Annotated in this window: 19 protein-coding genes; 11 read left to right on the forward strand and 8 right to left on the reverse strand. The window is 66.7% G+C overall.

The genetic code is table 11. From position 1 onward, the window contains the following. Positions 1 to 31 precede the first annotated feature (31 nt). Positions 32 to 1,318: an adenylosuccinate synthase gene (locus ACIQ3B_RS05415; protein WP_397400383.1), complete on the reverse strand. Its 1,287-nt coding sequence runs from the start codon at positions 1,316 to 1,318 to the stop codon at positions 32 to 34. A 143-nt stretch (positions 1,319 to 1,461) separates the two neighbouring features. Here ACIQ3B_RS05415 and ACIQ3B_RS05420 point away from each other — a divergent pair, with 143 nt between their 5' ends. The 4 genes from ACIQ3B_RS05420 (at position 1,462) to ACIQ3B_RS05435 (ending at position 4,222) form a co-directional block, all read left to right on the forward strand. Beyond that, complete coding sequence (locus ACIQ3B_RS05420; protein ID WP_397400385.1) at positions 1,462 to 1,881, forward strand: VOC family protein; 420 nt, start codon at positions 1,462 to 1,464, stop codon at positions 1,879 to 1,881. Beyond that, the gene (locus tag ACIQ3B_RS05425; RefSeq protein WP_397400387.1) at positions 1,878 to 2,858 is read left to right on the forward strand and encodes a threonine/serine dehydratase; all 981 of its coding nucleotides are present in this window, start codon (positions 1,878 to 1,880) and stop codon (positions 2,856 to 2,858) included. The genes ACIQ3B_RS05420 and ACIQ3B_RS05425 overlap by 4 nt, the downstream gene beginning before the upstream one ends. A gap of 72 nt (positions 2,859 to 2,930) precedes the next feature. Then, positions 2,931 to 3,938 carry a flagellar hook-length control protein FliK gene (locus ACIQ3B_RS05430; RefSeq protein ID WP_397400389.1) on the forward strand — a complete coding sequence of 336 codons (1,008 nt, stop codon included), beginning with the start codon at positions 2,931 to 2,933 and terminating at the stop codon, positions 3,936 to 3,938. Continuing rightward, positions 3,935 to 4,222 (forward strand): EscU/YscU/HrcU family type III secretion system export apparatus switch protein, encoded by a 288-nt coding sequence (locus ACIQ3B_RS05435; RefSeq protein WP_397400391.1) that lies wholly within the window; start codon positions 3,935 to 3,937, stop codon positions 4,220 to 4,222. Before ACIQ3B_RS05430 ends, ACIQ3B_RS05435 begins: the two co-directional genes overlap by 4 nt. Positions 4,223 to 4,231: 9 nt before the next feature. On the opposite strand, the gene ACIQ3B_RS05440 is transcribed toward ACIQ3B_RS05435, so the two are convergent. From ACIQ3B_RS05440 to ACIQ3B_RS05450, 3 genes are read right to left on the reverse strand one after another with little or no spacing between them, the layout of a single operon-like run. Continuing rightward, positions 4,232 to 7,348 carry an efflux RND transporter permease subunit gene (locus ACIQ3B_RS05440; protein WP_397400393.1) on the reverse strand — a complete coding sequence of 1,039 codons (3,117 nt, stop codon included), beginning with the start codon at positions 7,346 to 7,348 and terminating at the stop codon, positions 4,232 to 4,234. Beyond that, a complete protein-coding gene (locus tag ACIQ3B_RS05445; RefSeq protein ID WP_397400395.1) occupies positions 7,345 to 8,460 on the reverse strand; it encodes an efflux RND transporter periplasmic adaptor subunit in 1,116 nt (371 codons plus the stop codon). Before ACIQ3B_RS05445 ends, ACIQ3B_RS05440 begins: the two co-directional genes overlap by 4 nt. Positions 8,461 to 8,471: 11 nt before the next feature. Further along, a complete protein-coding gene (locus ACIQ3B_RS05450) occupies positions 8,472 to 9,887 on the reverse strand; it encodes an efflux transporter outer membrane subunit (RefSeq protein ID WP_397400397.1) in 1,416 nt (471 codons plus the stop codon). Between the two features lie 167 nt (positions 9,888 to 10,054). Between ACIQ3B_RS05450 and ACIQ3B_RS05455 the strand changes: the two genes are divergently transcribed. Next, a complete protein-coding gene (locus ACIQ3B_RS05455; protein WP_397400399.1) occupies positions 10,055 to 10,825 on the forward strand; it encodes a TetR/AcrR family transcriptional regulator in 771 nt (256 codons plus the stop codon). 23 nt (positions 10,826 to 10,848) lie between these two features. On the opposite strand, the gene ACIQ3B_RS05460 is transcribed toward ACIQ3B_RS05455, so the two are convergent. Then, positions 10,849 to 11,874: an SAM-dependent methyltransferase gene (locus ACIQ3B_RS05460; RefSeq protein ID WP_397400401.1), complete on the reverse strand. Its 1,026-nt coding sequence runs from the start codon at positions 11,872 to 11,874 to the stop codon at positions 10,849 to 10,851. A gap of 38 nt (positions 11,875 to 11,912) precedes the next feature. Then, the gene (locus ACIQ3B_RS05465; protein WP_397400402.1) at positions 11,913 to 12,707 is read right to left on the reverse strand and encodes a DUF1295 domain-containing protein; all 795 of its coding nucleotides are present in this window, start codon (positions 12,705 to 12,707) and stop codon (positions 11,913 to 11,915) included. Between the two features lie 140 nt (positions 12,708 to 12,847). On the opposite strand from ACIQ3B_RS05465, the gene ACIQ3B_RS05470 reads away from it, so the two are divergent. Next, positions 12,848 to 14,191 carry an NAD(P)/FAD-dependent oxidoreductase gene (locus tag ACIQ3B_RS05470; protein WP_397400404.1) on the forward strand — a complete coding sequence of 448 codons (1,344 nt, stop codon included), beginning with the start codon at positions 12,848 to 12,850 and terminating at the stop codon, positions 14,189 to 14,191. Then, positions 14,191 to 14,967 carry a DUF1365 domain-containing protein gene (locus tag ACIQ3B_RS05475; protein WP_397400406.1) on the forward strand — a complete coding sequence of 259 codons (777 nt, stop codon included), beginning with the start codon at positions 14,191 to 14,193 and terminating at the stop codon, positions 14,965 to 14,967. Before ACIQ3B_RS05470 ends, ACIQ3B_RS05475 begins: the two co-directional genes overlap by 1 nt. Here the strand turns inward: ACIQ3B_RS05475 and ACIQ3B_RS05480 are convergent. Both ACIQ3B_RS05480 and ACIQ3B_RS05485 read right to left on the reverse strand, forming a co-directional pair. Next, a complete protein-coding gene (locus ACIQ3B_RS05480; RefSeq protein ID WP_397400408.1) occupies positions 14,885 to 15,727 on the reverse strand; it encodes a hypothetical protein in 843 nt (280 codons plus the stop codon). The genes ACIQ3B_RS05475 and ACIQ3B_RS05480 overlap by 83 nt on opposite strands. A gap of 31 nt (positions 15,728 to 15,758) precedes the next feature. Beyond that, positions 15,759 to 16,550, reverse strand: coding sequence for a class I SAM-dependent methyltransferase (locus ACIQ3B_RS05485; protein WP_397400410.1), 792 nt, complete (start codon positions 16,548 to 16,550; stop codon positions 15,759 to 15,761). 76 nt (positions 16,551 to 16,626) lie between these two features. On the opposite strand from ACIQ3B_RS05485, the gene ACIQ3B_RS05490 reads away from it, so the two are divergent. The 4 genes from ACIQ3B_RS05490 to ACIQ3B_RS05505 all read left to right on the forward strand — a co-directional run bounded on the left by ACIQ3B_RS05490 (position 16,627) and on the right by ACIQ3B_RS05505 (position 19,325). Then, positions 16,627 to 17,277, forward strand: a complete 651-nt coding sequence (locus ACIQ3B_RS05490) for a LemA family protein (RefSeq protein WP_397400412.1) — start codon at positions 16,627 to 16,629, stop codon at positions 17,275 to 17,277. Positions 17,278 to 17,282: 5 nt separating this feature from the next. Next, a complete protein-coding gene (locus tag ACIQ3B_RS05495) occupies positions 17,283 to 18,041 on the forward strand; it encodes a TPM domain-containing protein (RefSeq protein ID WP_397400440.1) in 759 nt (252 codons plus the stop codon). Position 18,042: 1 nt separating this feature from the next. Further along, entirely contained in the window at positions 18,043 to 18,756 is a 714-nt protein-coding gene (locus tag ACIQ3B_RS05500; RefSeq protein WP_397400414.1) for a TPM domain-containing protein, read from the forward strand. A 104-nt stretch (positions 18,757 to 18,860) separates the two neighbouring features. Next, positions 18,861 to 19,325, forward strand: coding sequence for a (2Fe-2S)-binding protein (locus ACIQ3B_RS05505; RefSeq protein WP_397400416.1), 465 nt, complete (start codon positions 18,861 to 18,863; stop codon positions 19,323 to 19,325).

Consider the following 19,325-nt stretch of genomic DNA (forward strand, 5'->3'; position numbering starts at 1 on the left):
ACAGTAAATTCCGCCTTCATGCAGCGGGCCGTCAGTCGTGGAAGGGATCCCGCATCAGGATGGTGTCGTCCCGTTGGGGGCTGGTGGACAGCAGGGCCACCGGTGCGCCGATCAATTCCTCGATACGGCGGACGTACTTCACCGCACTGGACGGCAGGTCCTTCCAGGAGCGCGCGCCCTGGGTCGTGCCGCTCCAGCCCTCCATCTCCTCGTATACCGGAACAAGCTGGCTCTGGGCCTTGAGGCCTGCGGGCAGGTAGCTGATTTCCTGATCGCCGAGGCGGTAGCCGGTGCAGATCTTCAGGGTAGGCAGGCCGTCCAGCACGTCCAGCTTGGTGAGCGCGATACCGGCAATCCCGTTCAGCGCCACCGACTGTCGCACCAGCGCCGCGTCGAACCAGCCACAGCGGCGCGAACGCCCGGTTACAGTGCCGACCTCGCGTCCGACCGTGCCCAGGTGTTGGCCCACGGCGTCGAACAACTCGGTGGGGAACGGCCCCTCGCCAACCCGGGTGGTATAGGCCTTGACGATACCCAGTACATAGCCCGGCCCCTTGGGGCCAAGCCCCGATCCGGCGGCGGCCTGCCCGGCCACGGTGTTGGACGAAGTGACATAGGGATAGGTGCCGTGGTCCACGTCCAGCAGAGCGCCCTGCGCGCCCTCGAACAGCACGCGCTTGCCCGCCTTCACCAGCTCGTCGAGCAACAGCCAGGCCGGACGGGCATAGACCAGCACTTTGGGCGCGATCGCCTCCAGCTCGGCCAGCAGGGCGGCAGGATCTACATCCGGCAGGCCCAGCCCCCGGCGGAGGGGCGCATGGTGCGCCAGCAAGCGGTCGATCTTGGCCTCCAGGGCCTCACGGTCGGCCAGATCGGCGACGCGGATCGCGCGGCGGCCTACCTTGTCCTCATAGGCCGGGCCGATTCCCCGTCCGGTGGTGCCGATCTTGTTCAGCGCAGCGGCTTCCCGCGCCTGGTCCAGATCCCGATGGATCGGCAGGATCAGGCAGGCGTTATCGGCCACGACCAGCAGATCGGGAGTGATCGCCACGCCCTGTCCGCCCAGTGTCGCGATCTCCTTCAGCAGATGCCAGGGGTCCACCACCACGCCATTGCCGATGATCGACAGCTTGCCCTGCACCACGCCGGAGGGGAGCAGCGACAGCTTGTAGGTCTGGTTCCCGACGACGAGGGTATGGCCGGCGTTGTGACCGCCCTGGAAACGAACGACCAAATCGGCGCGGTTGGACAGCCAGTCGACAAGCTTGCCCTTGCCCTCGTCGCCCCACTGGGCGCCGATTACCGTGACATTGGCCATTTTGGATACGATCTCCCGACCTGCCCGGAAAAAACCCGCAAGCCCTTCGACAGGTGCTCGGCAAGCGGGCGGAGATCAATTCGGGAGCCGGTTTAGACCAGCTGGACCTCGTCCTCAAGCGTTTGCCGCGCTATCAGGCGATCATGGACATTCCGCGTTTTCATCTCGCCTTCCCGGTGCGCGATCTTGCCGAGGCCCGCGCTTTCTATGGCGAATTGCTGGGATGCCCCGAGGGGCGCTCCAGTCCCGAGTGGGTGGATTTCGACTTCCACGGTCACCAGATCGTGGCGCATCTGTCGCCGGGCGAGGCAGGCGGGGCTGCGACCAATGCGGTCGATGGCCACCAGGTGCCCGTGCGCCATTTTGGCCTGCTGCTGACCTTGCCGGAATGGGAGGCGCTGGCCGCGCGGCTGAAGTCGGCCGGGACCAGCTTCATCATCGAACCGCACATCCGCTTTCCCGGCGCGCCGGGCGAGCAGGCCACGATGTTCTTCCTGGACCCCTCCGGCAACGCGCTGGAGTTCAAGGCCTTTGCCGATGACGCGCAGGTGTTTGCGAAATGACGATCACGCTTGCCGATATCGAGGCCGCCGCCGCCCGCCTGGAGGGCCATGCCGTCAGAACCCCGCTGATCGAGAGTACGGCGCTCAACGAACGGCTCGGCCTGCGGGTCCTGATCAAGCCCGAGACCTTGCAGCGGGTGGGGGCGTTCAAGTTTCGTGGCGCCTATAACCGGCTGGTTCAGCTCAACGCGGCGGAACGGGTTCGCGGCGTTGTGGCGTTCTCGTCCGGCAATCACGCCCAGGGCGTGGCGCTGGCGGCGAAGCTGCTGGGAATGCCCGCCGTCATTGTGATGCCCAGCGACGCACCCACGGTGAAAGCCGAGGCCACGCGAGGCTATGGCGCCGAGGTGGTTTTCCATGACCGCCTGACCGAGAGCCGCAAGGCGATCTCGGCCGCCATCGCCGCCGCGCGCGGCGCGGTCATGGTCCCGGCCTTTGACGATGTGCACATCATGGCTGGCCAGGGCACGGCGGGCCTCGAAATGGTCCAGCAGGCCGAGGCCCTCGGCGCACCTATCGACGCCGTCATCGCGCCGTGCAGCGGTGGCGGCCTGTTGTCCGGGATCGCCACGGCGGTGAAGGCGCTCTCGCCCCGTACGGCGGTGATCGGGGTCGAGCCGGCGGGCTATGACGATACATTGAAATCGCTGCAGGCCGGCCAGCGTACGCCCATGAAACCCACCCATCGCACCCTCTGCGATGCGCTTGAGACGCCGTGCCCGGGCGAACTCACCTTCCCGATCCTGCAGAAGACGGTGGCGGATGTCGCCGTCGTCACCGACGCCGAGGTGGCCGAGGCCATGCGCTATGCCTTCAGCGTCCTGAAGCTGGTGGTGGAGCCGGGCGGCTCGGTCGGCCTGGCCGCCTTGCTGGCCGGCAAGATCGGCGGCTACAGCGGCAAGACGGTGGGTCTGGTGCTGTCGGGCGGCAACGTCGACCCGGACCTGTTTGCCCGCGTGCTGCGCGGCGAGCTTTGACAGCGGCTTAAGTCGCTCTTCATGGCCTGAGCCTAGCCTGAAGCGAATCAATCGCCGGGTTTCAGACCGACCATGAGCGACGCTCCCATATCGCGGACCTCCTCGCTGGACAACGCACTGCGTGCGTTGGTCTCGAACGTGACGCAGGTCGAGGCTCAGGCAGCGGTCGCCGCGGCCGCAGAACGCAGCGCACCCCCATCTTCGCCTCAGGCCATTGATCCGGCGAAGGCCCTGCTGGACACCGCAAGAGTCCAGGCTGCCGTCCGGCAAGGCGGCCTGGCGCCGCTGTTCGCCAACCTGACCCAGGCCCGCGCCATTGCGGGTTTGCCAGTCGAGGTCAGGGCCGCGATCCAGCAGCTGCTGGCGTTTCCGGCCCCGGCGACTGCGGACTGGAGCGCGCAAACCGTCCGCCAGGCATTCCTGCGCTCCGGCCTGTTTCATGAAGTGCGATTGGCCGAGGAGGCGCCGACCCCGGATCTCAAGGCCGCGCTGCTGATCCTGAAGCAGGCTTTGGGTGAGAACATCGCGCCGCAGCCCCGACTGCCGCCACGGCCCGCCATCGCGCCGCCGCCCACGCGGGACGCCGCGCTTGCCGGGCAGCCGGCGGTCGACGCGGAGATCACGCGCGAGACAGAACGCCAGCCCGCGCTGCAAATCCTTGGTCGGGACGTGGAGCAGGCCCTGGCGCGCCAGGTACTGCACCAGATGGCCTCGCTCCCCGAGGGGGCGAAGTCCGCCTGGATGTTCGAGTTTCCGCTGGTGACACATCAAGGCGTCGCCATTGCGCAATTCGAGATTGAACAGGATCATGGCGGGTCGCAATCGGCCGAGGCGACCCGTCCCTGGCGCGCCCGCGTCTCGCTGGATATCGACCCGCTGGGTCCGGTTCATGCCGAGTTGCTCCTGAAAGACGGCGTCGCCTCGGCGACAATCTGGGCGGAACGCGAGGCAGGTCTGAGCCAGCTGCGTGACCACATTGCCGAGCTTGCAGGCGCATTTCCCGCGCCGGTGACCTTCCGCTCCGGCGCGCCGCCCGCCAGGCCGCCGCCGAGCGGTCAGTTCGTTAGCATCACCTCATGAGCCAGCCCCAGGCCCCGCCGCTGGCCGTCGCCGTGCGCTACGACGCCCCGGACGCGCCGCGCGTGGTCGCCATCGGCCGTGGAGAGCTGGGCCAGCGGATCATCGATACCGCCCGTGAGCACGGCGTGCCGATCGAACAGAATCCCGCCCTCGCCGCCGCTCTGGCTACGGTCGAACTGGACAGCGAAATCCCCGAGGCGCTCTATGCGGCCATGGCGATCATCATCGCCTTCATCCTGCGCACGGCGACGGCGCCGGCCCCGGCGGGAGCGCTCCAACCCTGAGCCGCGTCGTCAGGTCCGGTCGCTCACGGTCACCGGATCTGGCGCTTCCCGCGGTGTGACCAGGCGAGCCAGCTTGGGCTTCAGCCAGTTCTCGAAGTCGTCCACGAAGCTGTAGACCACCGGCACCAGCACCAGCGACAGCACCGTCGAGGTGATCAGTCCGCCGATCACGGCGACCGCCATCGGCTGGCGGAACTCCGCGCCGGCCTCCAGGGCGAACGCTGTCGGCAACATCCCGGCGGCCATGGCCAGGGTGGTCATGATGATCGGTCGCGCCCGCTCGCGGCAGGCGTCGATCAGGGCGTCGTGCTGACTCATGCCTTCGCGCTCACGCTCGATGGCGTATTCCACCAGCAGGATCGAGTTCTTGGCGGCCAGACCCAGCAGCATAAGGAAGCCAATCAGCGACGGGATCGACAGTGACAGATTGAAGGCCAGCAGGCCCAGGAAGGCCCCGCCCACCGACAACGGCAGCGCCGAGAGTATCACCACCGGCTTGAAGAAGCTGCGGAACAGCAGCACCAGCACGGCGTAGATCATCGATACGCCGCTGAAGATCGCCACACCGAAGCCGCTAAACAGTTCGGCCATGGCCTCCTGGTTGCCGATGGCGGCGGGCCGCACGCCCTCGGGCAGGTTCTTCATGATGGGCAGGTTGTTGACGGCCTTCTGCGCTTCGCCTGCTTCCACGCCGTTCAGTTCCGCGCGGATGGTGACCTGCCGCTCGCGGTTCAGCCGGTCGATCCGGGCCGGACCCGCCTGGAAGGTGATGTCCGCGACGCTTTCCAGGGTTGTCGATCCGCCGTTCGCTGTCGGCACCCGCAATGAACGGATCCGTTCGATATCGGCGCGTGCGGATTCCGGCAGCCGGATACGGATCGGGATGCGCCGCTCTCCGTCATTGAACTTGGCCACGTTGGCGTCGATGTCGCCGACCGTGGCGACACGGGCGATATTGGCGATCACATCGGAGGAGACACCCAGGCGCGCGGCCTCATCGGCCTTGGGGCGGATGATGATTTCGGGACCGATCGGCGGGCGGGTCGGGCGCGGATCGGCCAGTTCGCTGAGGCCACGCATCTGCCGCTCAAGCTGGAGACTGGCCGCCAGCAGGTTATCGGGATTGGAGCCGGTCAGAATCTGCTGGTAACCGGATCCACCCTCGGCACTCAGGAAGGTGAGCCGGGCGTCGGGAATCGCGCGCAATTGCTTGCGCAGGCGCGCCCGCATCTCGTCTCCCGTTGTCTTGCGGTCGGACCTCAGCAGGATGGTTGCCGTTCCGGTGCGCAGGTCGCCGCCGCCGCCGCCGAAGGAGCCGGGCCCAAAGTTGGAGACCGTCGAGCCGATCTGGATGAAGACGTCGTTGACTTCAGGCTGCTTGCGGAACAGCGCGTTCAGCTCTGCGGCGATTTCATTCATGTCGTCCACGGTCGCGCCCGGCGGCCCCTGGATGTTCACATAGGCAAAGTCCGGGTCGCCGGCGGGCTGGAAGCCCTGGGGCAGCAATGGCACCAGGGCCACCGAGCCAAAGAAGATCACGCCCCCGAAGATCGACGCCAGAATCCGGTGCGCCAGACACCACTCCAGGGCGTTGCGATAGAAGCCCTCGAACGGCTTCCTCGGCTGTGCGACAGCGCCCGCCTTCAGGAAATAGGCCGCCATGGGCGGGGTCACCAGGCGCGCCACCAATAGCGAGAAGAGCACGGCGACCGACACAGTCAGCCCGAACTCCTTGAAGAACTGGCCCGGGATGCCCGGCATGAAGCTGACCGGCGTGAACACCACCACGATCGCCATGGTGGTCGCCACCACCGCCAGCCCGATGGAGTCCGCGCCCTGGATCGCCGCGTCATAGGGTCGGGCGCCGCGAACGACGCGTTTCTCGATATTCTCGATCTCGACGATGGCGTCGTCGACCAGAATGCCCACCACAAGCGTCAGCGCCAGCAGCGTCACGATGTTCAGCGAGAACCCGGCAAGGCCCATGATCAGGAAGGTGGGGATCAGCGAAATCGGCATCGCGACCGCCGTGATCAGGGTCGCGCGCCAGTCCCTGAGGAAAAACAACACCACCAGCGCCGCCAGAATCATGCCTTCCAGCAGGACATTCTTGGTCGCCTGGAAGCTGGCCCGGGTTTCTTCTACCGCAGAGAAGATCTTCGAGAACTTGACGCCGGGGTTGGCTTTTTCGATCTCGGCCAGCTTCTTGATCACCGCATCTTCGGTGTCGACGTCGCTGGCTTCCTTGGTCTTGGACACCTGGAATCCAACCACCGGCCGGCCGTTGAGACGGGCGAAGCCACGCGCCTCCGAGGCGCCGTCGCCGATATCGGCCACGTCGGACAGCTTCACGAAACGCCCGCCGCCGGTCGGCACGGTGATCTCGCGAAGCTGGGCGACGGTCTTGACAGATCCGAGGACCCGAAGCGTTTGCTCGCGCCCGCCCACCGCGACCCGGCCGCCCGGGGCGTCAACCTGGAAACTGCGCAGGGCGTTGTTCACCTGGGCCGCCGTCAGGCCATTGGCCGCCAGCTTGTCGGGGTTGATCACGACGTTGATCTCGCGCGCCGAACCGCCCACGCGGCTGACCTGGGCCACGCCTTTGGCAGCCTGCAGCCCGCGGCTCAGGGTGTCGTCCACGAACCATGAGAGTTCGTCATCGCCCATGTTGGGCGCCGAGACCGCGTAGGTCAGGATGGGTGCGGACTCATCAATTTCCAGCTGATTGACGGTCGGCTCGTCGATGTCGCGCGGCAGCACGGCGCGCGCCTGGTCGATCTTGGAGCGGATCTCGTCGGTCTTCTTCTGCAGGTCCTCGCCCAGGTCGAACTGCATGGACGTGGTGGAGACGCCCTGGGTGACGCTGGACTGGATGGTCTTGATGCCGGAGACGCTGGCCACCGCATCCTCGACCGGACGCGTGATCTGGGTTTCCATCTCGCCCGGCGCTGCGCCGTTCTGGGTGATGGTGACGGCGACGACCGGGAACTGGATGTTCGGGTATTGCTTCACCGGCAGGCCGCTGTAGGCGATCAGCCCGGCCAGTACGAGGCCGATGAACAGCACCGTGACCGGAATCGGATTCCGGATCGACCAGGCTGATATCGGGAAGCCCTGGTCGCTCATTGTTTGGCCGCCGCAGCCTTGGGTGCGGGCCCGGGGGCGGCGCCTTCAACCGGCTTGACCAGATCGCCGTCGAGCATCAGGGCGGCGGCATTGGCCACCACCCGCGATCCGGCGGGCGGCCCCTTGACGATCTGCACCAGACCGGAGCCGCGCTGGCCGGCCTGGATCAGCACCCGCTTCACACGATTGTTGGCGCCCAGCACCATCAGACTGGCCCCGTCAGCGTCGTAGCGGATCGCCGTCTCGGGCACGGTCAGGACCACGCTGCTGGCATCCGTGAACACGGCGCGAGCAAAGCCGCCGACCCGAACGTCCTGGCGTACTGGCAGCAGCACCCGCACCCGACCCAACCGGGTCTGCGGGTTGATCTGCGGGCTGATCAGCCGCACCTGACCCTGCACATTGGCGCCGCTGGGCAGGGTTACCGTGGCGGACTGCCCCGGGCGAACACGGGCCAGGTCGTCTTCGCTGAGGTCAGCGGCCAGTTCGACCTGACCGTCGCGCGCCATCCGGAACCAGGGGTTGGCGCCGCCGGCAGAAAGGTCGCCGGGTCGCACATTCCGTTCGAGGATCAATCCTGACACAGGCGCCGTGACAGCAAGTTTGGCCGAGCGTGTCTTCAGGTCGCTGAAATTGGCGGCCTGTGCGCGGGCCTGTGCGCGGGCCGCCCGGGCCTGCAGACGGCGTTGCTCGATCTGTTCCTGCGACAGCACGCCCTGTCCGTCCAGATCGCGGACGCGATTGGCCTGATCCTCGGCCTGCAGGGCGTTGGCCTCGGCTTGGGCGGCGATGGCTTCCGCCTGCGCCACCTGGGAGGAGATCAAGGTCGGGTCGAGTTGCACCAGGGTTTGCCCCGCGCGAACATAGTCACCCACATCGGCCAGGACCCGTGCGACCCGGTAGCCGTTGACCTCCGGCAAAACGGCGGCCTCCTCGCGGGCGATCATGTCGCCTGAGGCCGCCAGGGCGCCCGTGATCGGTCGAGCCTCGACCGTCACGATACGGACCGCGCGCGCCTGATCGGCCTCGGTCTGCTTGGCGGGCTCGGCTTTCTGGCAGGCGGCGAGCGCCAGCAGGGCCAGGATCGATAGAGAGGTTCTGATGGGATGCATGCGGCTTTGTCTCATCGGGCCCTGGCGTAGGACTGGGGCGCCCAGCCTCCGCCCAGCGCCTTGTAGGCTTGCACGGAGCGCCGGAGCGCCTGGACCTGGGCGGCGGTCAGCTGGGCGCGGACGGCGCGCCAGGAACGTTCAGCCGACAGTGTGGTGGAAAGGTCTGTGAGACCGCGGCTGTAGCCGGCGGCGGAGGCCTGATAGGCGCGCGCCGCGCGGGTTTCACCGTCGGTCAGCAGGACGACGCGCCGGCGGTCGGCCTCGAGGCTGACCAGGGCGCTCTCGGACTCCTGAAACGCTGTCTGCACGGACTTTTCGTAGGCGGTTACGGCCTGTTCCGTACGCGCGTTGCTAACCTTCAGTTCGGTCATCAGACGCGGAATGGACAGAACCGGCTGGGAGATGGAGCCGCCGATCGACCAGTTCTGGGATTCGGACGAGAAATTGGGCTGGACGATCTTCGACCACCCGATTCCCGGGGACAGGGTGAAGGTCGGGAAGAACGCGAGCGCGGCCAGTTGCTCCTGGCCGACCGCCGACCGGAGGCGCTGCTGGGCCTGGCGGACATCCGGACGTCGCTGGAGCAGGTCGCTGGGGATCAGGACCGGGACAGCCGGCGCCTCGCCGACGACGGGAGGGGCGGCCACGTTCACCGTCGGCTCGACCGTTCGCCCGGCAAGGATCAGGATGGCGCGCTTCTGGATCTGGAGCTGGGCTTCCAGGCCCGCCACCTGGGCCTGCGCCTGGGCCAGGTCTCCGGCGACCCGATCTGGCTCTGTCGAGGCTGCCAGCCCGACGGCTGCGCGTTTGCTGGCCACCTCGTAAAGCTGCGTCTGGATTCGCGCGGTTTCCTGCGCGTCGGCCAGCTGGATCGCCAGGCCGCGCGCCTGGAAATAGGCGTCAGCGGTCTGGGCCGCGATTCCGGCGCGGGCGGCCTCATAGGCAAACCGGACCGTGTCGACCTCGGCGTTGGCCGACTTGCCGGCCGCAAAGGCGCGGCCGAAGGGATCGATTTCCCAGCTGACGTTGAAGTTCGCCGAATAGTTCTCCGACGTGCCATCGTTCGTGAACCCGGGGATGTTGGCCCGTGTGCCGGACAATTGCTCGGTCGTGGTCTCGCGACCGCCGGCCGTGGCGCTGCCCGTGGGCAGGTACTGCAGGATAGCGCTGGTCCGCTGGGCCTTCACTTCGTCCAGGCGGGATCTCGCCGTGCGGATGTCCGGATTGCGGACCAGGGCCTGCTCGATCAGGGTGGTCAGCTCGGGATCGTTGAAGGCGGTCCACCAGGTGTCGAGCGCGATGGATCCCGCCGGCGCGGCGGGCGTTTCGTAAGCCGTCGGCAGGGCCAGATCAGCCTTGCGCGGCGTCACGCACCCGGCCAGCGCCAGGGCGGCCAGCGACACAGAGGCGATAGTGGCAAGTCGCATTCGGTTATCGTTCACGCGGCTGGTCAACAGAGAGCGGCGCGCAAAGCGCCGGTGCATCGCGCATTCTGTGCGTATCCCCACAGGGTCTCTTCGGACCCTTGCAAATCGGCATTTGCCGGAAACTCCGTATGATGTAAAGTGTTTTATATGTGATGTTCAGAGGTGACATGACTTCGGATTCCACCGACCGCGGCGACCCCCAACGGAGTCTTGAACGGCTCTGGGGCCGGCAGGAGCCGGGACGGCGCGGGCCGAAGCAAAGCCTGTCGACCGCCGAGGTCGTCGATACGGCTATCGCGCTGGCGGACAAACAGGGCGTGCAGGCCCTGTCCATGCGCAAGGTGGCCGAAGCCGTGGGGGTGTCCCCCATGTCTCTCTATACCTACGTGCCCTCCAAGGCCGAGCTTCTGGACCTGATGTTCGACCGAGTGCTGGGCGACACCGCAGACCCCGACGAAACGGTGATCGGGTGGCGTCAGCAACTGGCGTTCATGGCGCGCGAAAGATGGACGCTCAGTGAGCGCCATCCCTGGCTGCTGGATCTGGCGACCCACAGGCCGCCGCTCGGGCCCAACATGATGCAAAAGGCGCTGGCGATGCTGAGCGCAGTGGTGACCATGGGTTTGACGCCTCAGGAGACGGGCCTGGCCGCCGATCTGTTGCAGGACTACATCACCGGCGCCCTGCGTTCAGCGCGGGAGGCGCGCGAGGCCGAACAAGTAACCGGGCTCACTGATGAACAGTGGTTTTCCATCGTCTGGCCGGCGCTGGAGAAAAACCTGGACCAGCAGCACCTGCATACCATCAGCCAGATCAGCGAAGGGCGCCGCGAACAAAGGCGCTCACCCGACGAGCGAACGGAAAGATTCGAGTTCGGTCTGCAGCGCGTGCTGGATGGGCTTGAGGCCTTTGTTCAGAGACGCCAGGCGACGACCTGACGAACGGCCTCGTCGCCCCGTCGTCAGGCTGGGCGCAGCCGATAGTGGCTGACGCCCCATTCTGTGCCGCCGCGGTGGCCGAACAGTCCCGCGGTCGCCAGGAAGAACAGCCGCCAGCGTCGATGCCAGAGCGTGGCGTCCTTGCCGTAGACGGTCTCCAGAACCGGGCGGATCTTCGCGAGATTGCTGTCGTAGAGTTCAAGCCAGTGGAGCGCTGTCTTCTGATAATGGCTGCCGCTCCAGCGCCAGTCCTGCTCCAGCACAAAGAGGTCCGGGAACTGGGCGATCAATCCGTGGCTGGGCATCACCCCGCCGGAGAAGAAGTACTTGCCGATCCAGTCGGCCTCATCGTTCAGGTCGAAGCGATACGGCGCGGTCTTGTGGGTGAACACGTGGATGAACAGCCGCCCATCCGGCTTGAGCCAGGTCTTCACCCGGCTCAGCAGGGCACGCCAGTTGGCCATGTGCTCGAACATTTCCACCGAAACCACGCGGTCGAAGGCGCCGGGCGCCTCGAAGTCGTTCATGTCGCAGGTGATGATCTCGAGGTTCGTCAGGCCCCGTTCGGCGGCGCGCGCCAGGATGAATTCGCGCTGGCTGGCGGAATTGGAAACACCGGTGATGCGGGCCTTGGGATAGGTCTTGGCCATCCAGAGCGACAATGAGCCCCAGCCGCAGCCCAACTCCAGGATCTGCTGGCCGTCTTGCAGGTCGGCATGTTCGGCGGTCTCGCGCAGGCCCTGCTCCTCGGCCTGGGCCAGGGTGTCGCCGGGATTGAGGTACAGGGCGCTGGAATACTTCAGTTGCGGGCCCAGGCAGTTCAGGAAGAACTCGGCTGGCAGTTCGTAGTGCTGGGCGTTGGCGGCGTCAGCGTGCTCGGCGATCGGCCGCTCGGCCATTTCGCGCGCAAAGGCCGCCTCCGTGCCTGGGCCGGCCCCGACCAGCTGGCGGCGCGCATTGGCGACCAGCAGGGTGATGGCGGTCCTGCGAATGACATCGGGAAGCGGCGCGCCCTCAAAGGCGTCGATGGTGGCGGCGATCAGGCTCATGCGGGAGAAGACTCGACAACTCGGGTTGAGGCTCGCGCTTAGCGCGCCTTGGGCGGGAAGGGGAAGAACACACTCACGCGCTGCTGATACGCGCGGAACAGGTCACCCCGTGATTTCAGCATCGTCTGCTCCAGCAGCGGTACACCCGACACGTACCGCAGCAGGCCGTACATGACGATCGGCGCGGTCAGGCTGAGCCAGGTGACAGGCTGCGTCGGGACCAGAGCCATGGCTGGATAGGCCATCCAGCCCAGCCACTGGAAAAAGTAGTTCGGATGCCGCGACCAGGCCCACAGGCCGCGATCCATCACCTGGCCCTTGTTGTCGGGGCTGGCGCGAAATCCCTTCATCTGGTTGTCGGAAACCGTCTCACCGACAATCGCGATCAGAAAGATCGCGACGCCGAGCGCATCGCGCAGGCCAAGCGCCGCCTCGGGCCGGTGGGCGGCCAGCACCACGGAGATCGCCAGCAGGGCCGTCGCCGGCGCCTGCGGCAGGGTCACGAACAGCATCCGGAACGGGTAGGTCCTGGGGTCGCCGTCGCGGAACGCGGCATAGCGAATATCCTCAGGGTGGCCCGCGACACGCGGCGTCAGATAAAGCCCCAGCCTGACACCCCAGATCAGCATGAACGCCGCCACCAGCCACTGGCGAGGTTCCGGCGCCGCGTCGCCGACAGGAAAGAGCGCCGCCGCGGCCAGGACGGAGCCGGTGCCCCAGGTCCAGAACACGTCCGTCCAGCCGCCATTGCGCCGCGCCATTCCGAAAGCCCACGCCGACAGCATCACACCCAGCATCGCCGCCAGCACACCCGGAACCATCACCAACAGCATCGGACACTCCTGTTGCAGCCATACGACCACGTCCCGGGTGCGGACGCATCCAGGACTGTGATCCGGCCGTAGGCTTTGCTAAGCAGAAGCGCGTGGGGATCGCACGTACTTTGCGCTCTCACAGATAGGGATTACCTGGCGTGGAAACGAGTTCGAACCTGCGGTTGAATGTGGCCGTCATTGGCGCGGGAATTGCCGGTCTCTCCACCGCCTGGCTGCTGTCTGGCCAACATCAGGTGACGCTCTTCGAGGCAGATCCACGCCTGGGCGGCCACGCGCACACCGCCGATGCGCCCGGCCACCATGGAACTGTGCCGGTCGACACCGGGTTCATCGTCTACAACGAGGGCAACTACCCCAATTTCACAGCCCTGCTGGATCATCTGGACGTGCCCAGCCTCAACGCTGACATGTCCCTCAGCGTCTCGCTGGATGACGGGGCGTTCGAGTACTCCAGCTTTGGTCTTGGCGGCGTCTTCGCCCAGAAACGCAATCTGCTGTCGCCCCGGTTCTGGCGGCTCCTGCTGGATATCTCGCGGTTCTTCCGTACGGCGCCGCGCGACGTCGCCGAACTGGAGCGCAACGCCACGCCGCTGGACGACTATCTGAAGGCCAAGGGCTATGGCCCGGCGTTCCGGGACGACCATCTGCTGCCGCAAGCCGCCGCCATCTGGTCGACCCCGCTTGACCAGATCGGCAGTTACCCCGCCGCGTCGTTGATCCGGTTTTTCCAGAACCACGGCATGATGACCATCACCGGCCGCGGGCTGTGGCGCACGGTGGCGGGCGGCTCGCGGGCCTATGTGACCCGGCTGGCGGAGGCCTTCCAGGGCGAGGTGCGCAAGGGCGTGCGCGTGGCCGGCGTCCACCGCGACGCCAACGGTGTGGAGTTGCGCCTGGCCGGCGGCTCGCGGGAACGGTTCGACCATGTGGTGATCGCCACCCATGGCGACGCCGCGCTGGGCCTGCTGGATGATCCGACACCTGACGAGAAACGCCTGCTGAGCGCATTCAGATACAGCCGCAACCTGATCGCCCTGCACACGGACACCGTACTCATGCCCAGGCGCCGGGCGGCCTGGACCAGTTGGAACCACATCGGAATGCGCAGCGCGCCGGGCGAAGGGTCGGTGACCTACTGGATGACGCGCTTGCAGAGCCTGCAGGGTGCGCCGGACCTGTTCGCCACTCTAAACCCCAACAAGGAAATCGCCGCCGACAAGCTGATCAAGACCGAGGTTTACGAGCATCCCCTGTTTGACGCCGGCGCCATCGCCGCCCAGCAGGAATTCTGGGATATCCAGGGCGCCCGGCGGACCTGGTTCTGCGGCTCCTACCTGGGGCACGGCTTCCACGAGGATGCGCTGCAGTCGGGCCTTGCGGTGGCCGAACAGCTTGGCGGCGTGCGTCGCCCCTGGACCGTCGAGAATGAAAGCAGCCGCATCCATGTGCGGCCGCCCCCGCAGGCGGAGGCGGCGGCCTGATGTTCGCTTCCGGGCTCTATGCCGGGGTGGTGAGCCATACCCGGCTGAAGCCACGACGCCACGCGCTAGGCTATCGCATCTTCATGTTGCTGCTGGATCTGGACGAACTGGAAGCGCTGGACCGGAGCCTGAAGCTGTTTTCGCTGAGGCGCTTCAATCTGGTGGGATTCAATCCCGCCCGGCACGGCGATGGCTCGTCCACACCGCTCAAGGCCCAGGTCGAGGCGCAACTGGCCGCGGCAGGTATCCCGCATGGCGGAAGCATCCGGATGCTGGCCATGCCGACCATTCTGGGGATGGGGTTCAACCCGATCACGGTGTTCTTCTGTCACCGCCCGGACGGGGCGTTGAGTGCGATCCTGTACGAGGTCAACAATACCTTCGGCGAACGTCACAGCTATCTGATCCCTGCGAACGACGCGCCGGTGGTGAAGCAGGCCTGCGAAAAGGGCTTCTACGTCTCGCCGTTCATGGACATGGACTTGAGCTATGCCTTCCGGGTGCGCCCGCCAGGCGAGCAGGTGCAGGTCTTGGTGGACGTGGATGACGCCGAGGGCCGGGTGCTGTCCACGGGATTTGTGGCGACGCGACAGGAGCTCACCGACCGGGCGCTGGCCCGCGCCTGGCTTACCCATCCATTGATGACGCTGGGCGTGGTGGGCGCCATCCACTGGGAGGCGCTCTGGATCTGGCTCAAGGGCGAGAAGGTGCGGCGCCGGCCGGCGAAACCGGCGTGGCCGGTGACGGTGGTGACCCCGGCGTCGCTGGCGGCCTGAAGCTGGCGACGAGACCTTCCATCGGCGCCTGGCTCACCTGAATGGTTCCCCCTCGCGGACGATCCAGATCCAGAATGAGGGTGAGCGCCAGGGTGAGCAGCAGGAACATCAGCGCCGAGACCGGCCGATGGCTTCGACTGGAGCCGCTCAGCGCAAACCCCACGACCCCTGCCGCGACGACGGCATAGACAAACAGGACAACGGCGACGGTCGCCGGCAGTCTGGCGGCATGGGCCGCTTCGCGCTCGCCGCCGATATCGATGGTTTCGTTGATGGCGCTGACTACCAGGGCCGCCAGGGGTGTGGTCCGTATCGGCGCCACCCCGGCCAGGGCATCGGCCTGGAGCCGTTCGCGCAGGACTTCAGACTTTGCGGCGAGTTGCGGCTTCCGGGCGGCGTCCGCCTGGCCGTAGAGCAGACGGGTCCGTGCATAGTCGCGCAGCAGGGCGGACAGCGCCGGCCCGGCCGGCGCCTCGAGCAACTGGACACGCATCTCGGCGGTGCCGATCGCATTGGCTTCCGACACCACCAGAGTGCGCCGCGTCTCATAGCGGTCCAGCGCCATGCCAAAGGTGAAACCGATCAGCAGAGCCAGCAGCCCGAACACGCCGGAGAGGATGTATCCGTGCGCCGCGTCACGATGCGGATCGTCCGCTGATCGCGAGCCCAGTCTGACCCCGAACTCCCAGGCCCCCATCAGACCTGCAAAACTCAGGAGGCCGATCAGGCCCAGCGGCCAGGTGTTCAGTATTGCGTCCATATTCGGTTTCGGCCCCCAACGCGCCCCGGTACTATCCCGCGCTCGCGGCTGGCGCGTCGGCCTTCCGGAACACCCAGATGTCGCCGTCGCCGTGCAGGTCGATCGGGGGACGATCCAGGACGAACCCCGCCTCCGTGGCGAAGATGACCGGGTCCTGCATATAGAGGATCAGGCGCTCGGAGGAGCGTTGCAGCTCCGCGCCCGAATCGTCCGCCACCGTGTAATCCAGCACCTGATCCAGCCGGTTGATGCCGTCGCGGAACTGTCGTTCCCGCACATAGAGGCGCAGACGGCGTCCGTCCTGCAGCGGCAGATCCTTCACCATCGCGCGAGGGTCAATGGGCCCGAGGCTGCGCATCAACTCCAGCCTGGGCAGATGGACGGCGAATAGTCCGCCGCCCTCCAGATGGCGCGCCGCGTTGCGAAAGCCGTTTCGCCAGGCTGCGCCCGCAGGGACATGCGCCAGCGTGTGATAGGGGCAGATTGCCAGATCGAAAGTCTGTTTCAGATCCACAGACGTGAGGTCGCCCAGACGCAGCGAGATCCTGGCCGCCACCTCGGGCTCCAGGTCCTCGACGTGGCGCTTCGCCTGCGCCAGCATGGCGGCGGCGATATCCACGCCGGTGATCGTGAAACCCCGTCGCGCCAGATTGCAGGTCAGCCGCCCGGTGCCTGCGCCCAGCTCAAGGATCGTGGCGCCGGGTTCAGCCAGGCCGGCATAGATCTCCTCGTCGCCGCGCAGACGCAGGTCAGCGGCGGTGATCAGGTCGTAGTAGGCGGCGCTCAGCGCGCCGTCGCCATAGTAGGACCTCGTCTTCGCCATCGTTTGTTTGTGCCCGCACCGTTGCGCCAGATCAATGCGGGGTCCACATATCCGCCAGACTAACAGGGGAGAGCCCATGACCAACCTGACCCGGAACCTCAAGCGCCTGGCGCTGGTGATGCTGCTGCCGCTGGCGCTCGGCGCCTGCGGGATCAACGCGATCCCCACCAAGGAAGAGAAGGCCAAGGCCCAGTGGGCCGAGGTCCAGAACCAGTATCAGCGCCGTAGCGATCTGATCCCCAACCTTGTCGCCACCGTGAAGGGTTACGCAGCCCAGGAGAGCTCGGTCCTGATCGGGGTTTCTGAAGCCCGCGCCGGCGCCATGCAGGTGAAGTCCGACGCCAGCATCACCACCGATCCGGCGGCGTTCCGGCGCTATGCAGCAGCGCAGAACAGCCTTTCGCTGGCCCTGGCGCCGATGCGGGTGCTGCAGGAGAATTATCCCGATCTGAAGTCGAACACGAACTTCATGGCGCTGCAAAGCCAGCTGGAAGGCACCGAGAACCGCATCGCCATCTCGCGCCGTGACTACAACGAGGCGGTGCGTGATCTGAACACCACGCTGCGGACGTTCCCTCAGGTGATCTGGGCCAAGACCATGTACGCCTCGTCGAAACCCATGGAGCTGTTCCAGGCCACGGCCTCGGCCCAGTCCGCGCCCGGCGTAGACTTCGCACCGGCCGGCGCGGCGCCTGGCTCAGCGCCGCCTGAACCCGCAAAGCCGTGACGGCGATGGCAGGCGCGCAGGGCCTGGTCCTCGCGTTCCTGATCCTTCTGTTCCCGGCGATCTCCTTTGCCGCGCCGACCTTCCCGCCGCTGACCGGGCGTGTGGTCGACAACGCCCAGCTCCTGTCGCCACAGACCGAAGCGAAGCTGACCGGCGAGCTTGCGGCCCTGGAACAGAAGACCGGCCGCCAGCTGGTGGTCGCCACCCTGCCAACCCTTCAGGGCTATGAGATCGAGGACTACGGCTATCAGTTGCTCCGCACCTGGGGCATCGGCCGAAAGGCCGAGAACGATGGCGTGATCCTGATCGTGGCGCCCAATGAAAAGGCTGTCCGCGTAGAGGTCGGCTATGGCCTCGAGCCGGTGCTGACGGACGCACTGTCGAGCGTGATCATCCACCGCGCCCTGTTGCCGGCTTTCCGCGAAGGCCGGTTTGAGGACGGCGTCGTCGCCGGGACCGAGGCGTTGGTGAAGCAGCTGGAACTTCCGGACCCGGAAGCCCGGGCCCTTGTCGCTCAGGCGGCTGCGCAGGGCGCATCGCAAGCAATGCCCCGGGGCTCGGGCATTGCCCTGCTCGTCGCGATGGTCGTTGTGTTCCTGATCCTGAGCGTCTTGATGCGCGTCTTCGGCGTGCGGCGGACTGGCGTAGGCCTCTGGTGGCTGGCCTCGGTCCTGATGTCCAGCGCGGGACGTGGCGGCGGCGGCGGCGGGTTCTCCGGTCGCGGCGGATCGGGCGGCGGCGGCGGCGCGTCGGGACGCTGGTAGGATGAAAACTGATCGTCTCACACCTGCGGATCTGTCGGCGATTGAAGCGGCCGTGCGCGAGGCCGAGACCCGGACGTCCGGAGAGATCTACTGCGTCGTCGCCGAGGACAGCTCGGACTATCACGCCACCCCCATCGCCTGGGGCGCGGGCGTGGCGTTGCTGGCGCCGGCGATCCTGCTGGCCATGGGCCTCCAGGTCAGCGCGCCGGATACGCTTTCCATGGGCGGCTGGACCGCATCCCAGGTCGAGGATGTCGGCGAGGCTGCGGCCCGGGCCGCTCTGATCGGGACCCTCGTGCTCCAGGCCTTCCTGTTTGTCGCGACCGTCTTGCTGGTCTCGATCCGGCCCATTCGCCGCGCCCTGACCCCGCCCGGTATGAAACGAAGCCAGGTGCGCCAGCGGGCCGAGGAGCAGTTCCTCGCCAGGAACCTGCACACCACGCGCGAGCGCACCGGCGTTCTGATCTATGTGTCCTTCGCCGAGCGGATGGCGGAGTTGATCGCCGACGAGACCATCCACGCCCAGGTCGCCGAGCGCACCTGGGACATCGCCATGGCGGCGCTGATCGAGGGGCTCAGGCGCGGCGACGCCGTCGGCGGCTTCCGCGCCGCCATCGGCCAGTGCGCCGACGTCCTGCAGCATGGCTTCCCCGCGCGGCCTGATGACAACCCCAATGAGCTTTCTGACGCGGTTGTGGTGTTGCCGCCGGCCTAGCTGTCGCTGCACCGCATGTTCTTTTTCGACTGGACACGCAGAGCCGCTTTGCGGCGCCCCGATCGCGCGTTACCATCTCCTCAAAATCGGGAGATGAACGGGCCATGGCCTATACTCTGAACGTCAACGGCAAGGCGCTCAGCGCCGATGTGGACGGTGACACGCCGTTGCTGTGGACCCTGCGCGACACGCTGGGAATTCTGGGCCCGAAATTCGGATGCGGGGTCGCCGCCTGCGGGGCCTGTACGGTCCACGTTGACGGCCAACCGATGCGCTCCTGCCAGATCCCGACCGAGAGCGTCGGCAAGGCAAAGATCAGCACCATCGAAGGGATGAGCACCCACGCCATTGGCAAGAGGGTGCAGGCGGCCTGGATGGAGCTGGACGTGGCCCAGTGCGGTTACTGCCAGCCAGGCCAGATCATGTCGGCGACGGCGCTCTTGTCAAAGACGCCAAAGCCCACCGACGCCCAGATCGACGAGGCCATGAACGGCAACATCTGTCGTTGTGCGACCTACACGCGGATCCGCGCCGCCATCAAGCGCGCCTCCGGCCAGAAGGAGGCCTGA

Origin of the sequence: Phenylobacterium sp. (assembly GCF_044358365.1) — a bacterium.
Lineage (GTDB): Bacteria > Pseudomonadota > Alphaproteobacteria > Caulobacterales > Caulobacteraceae > Phenylobacterium.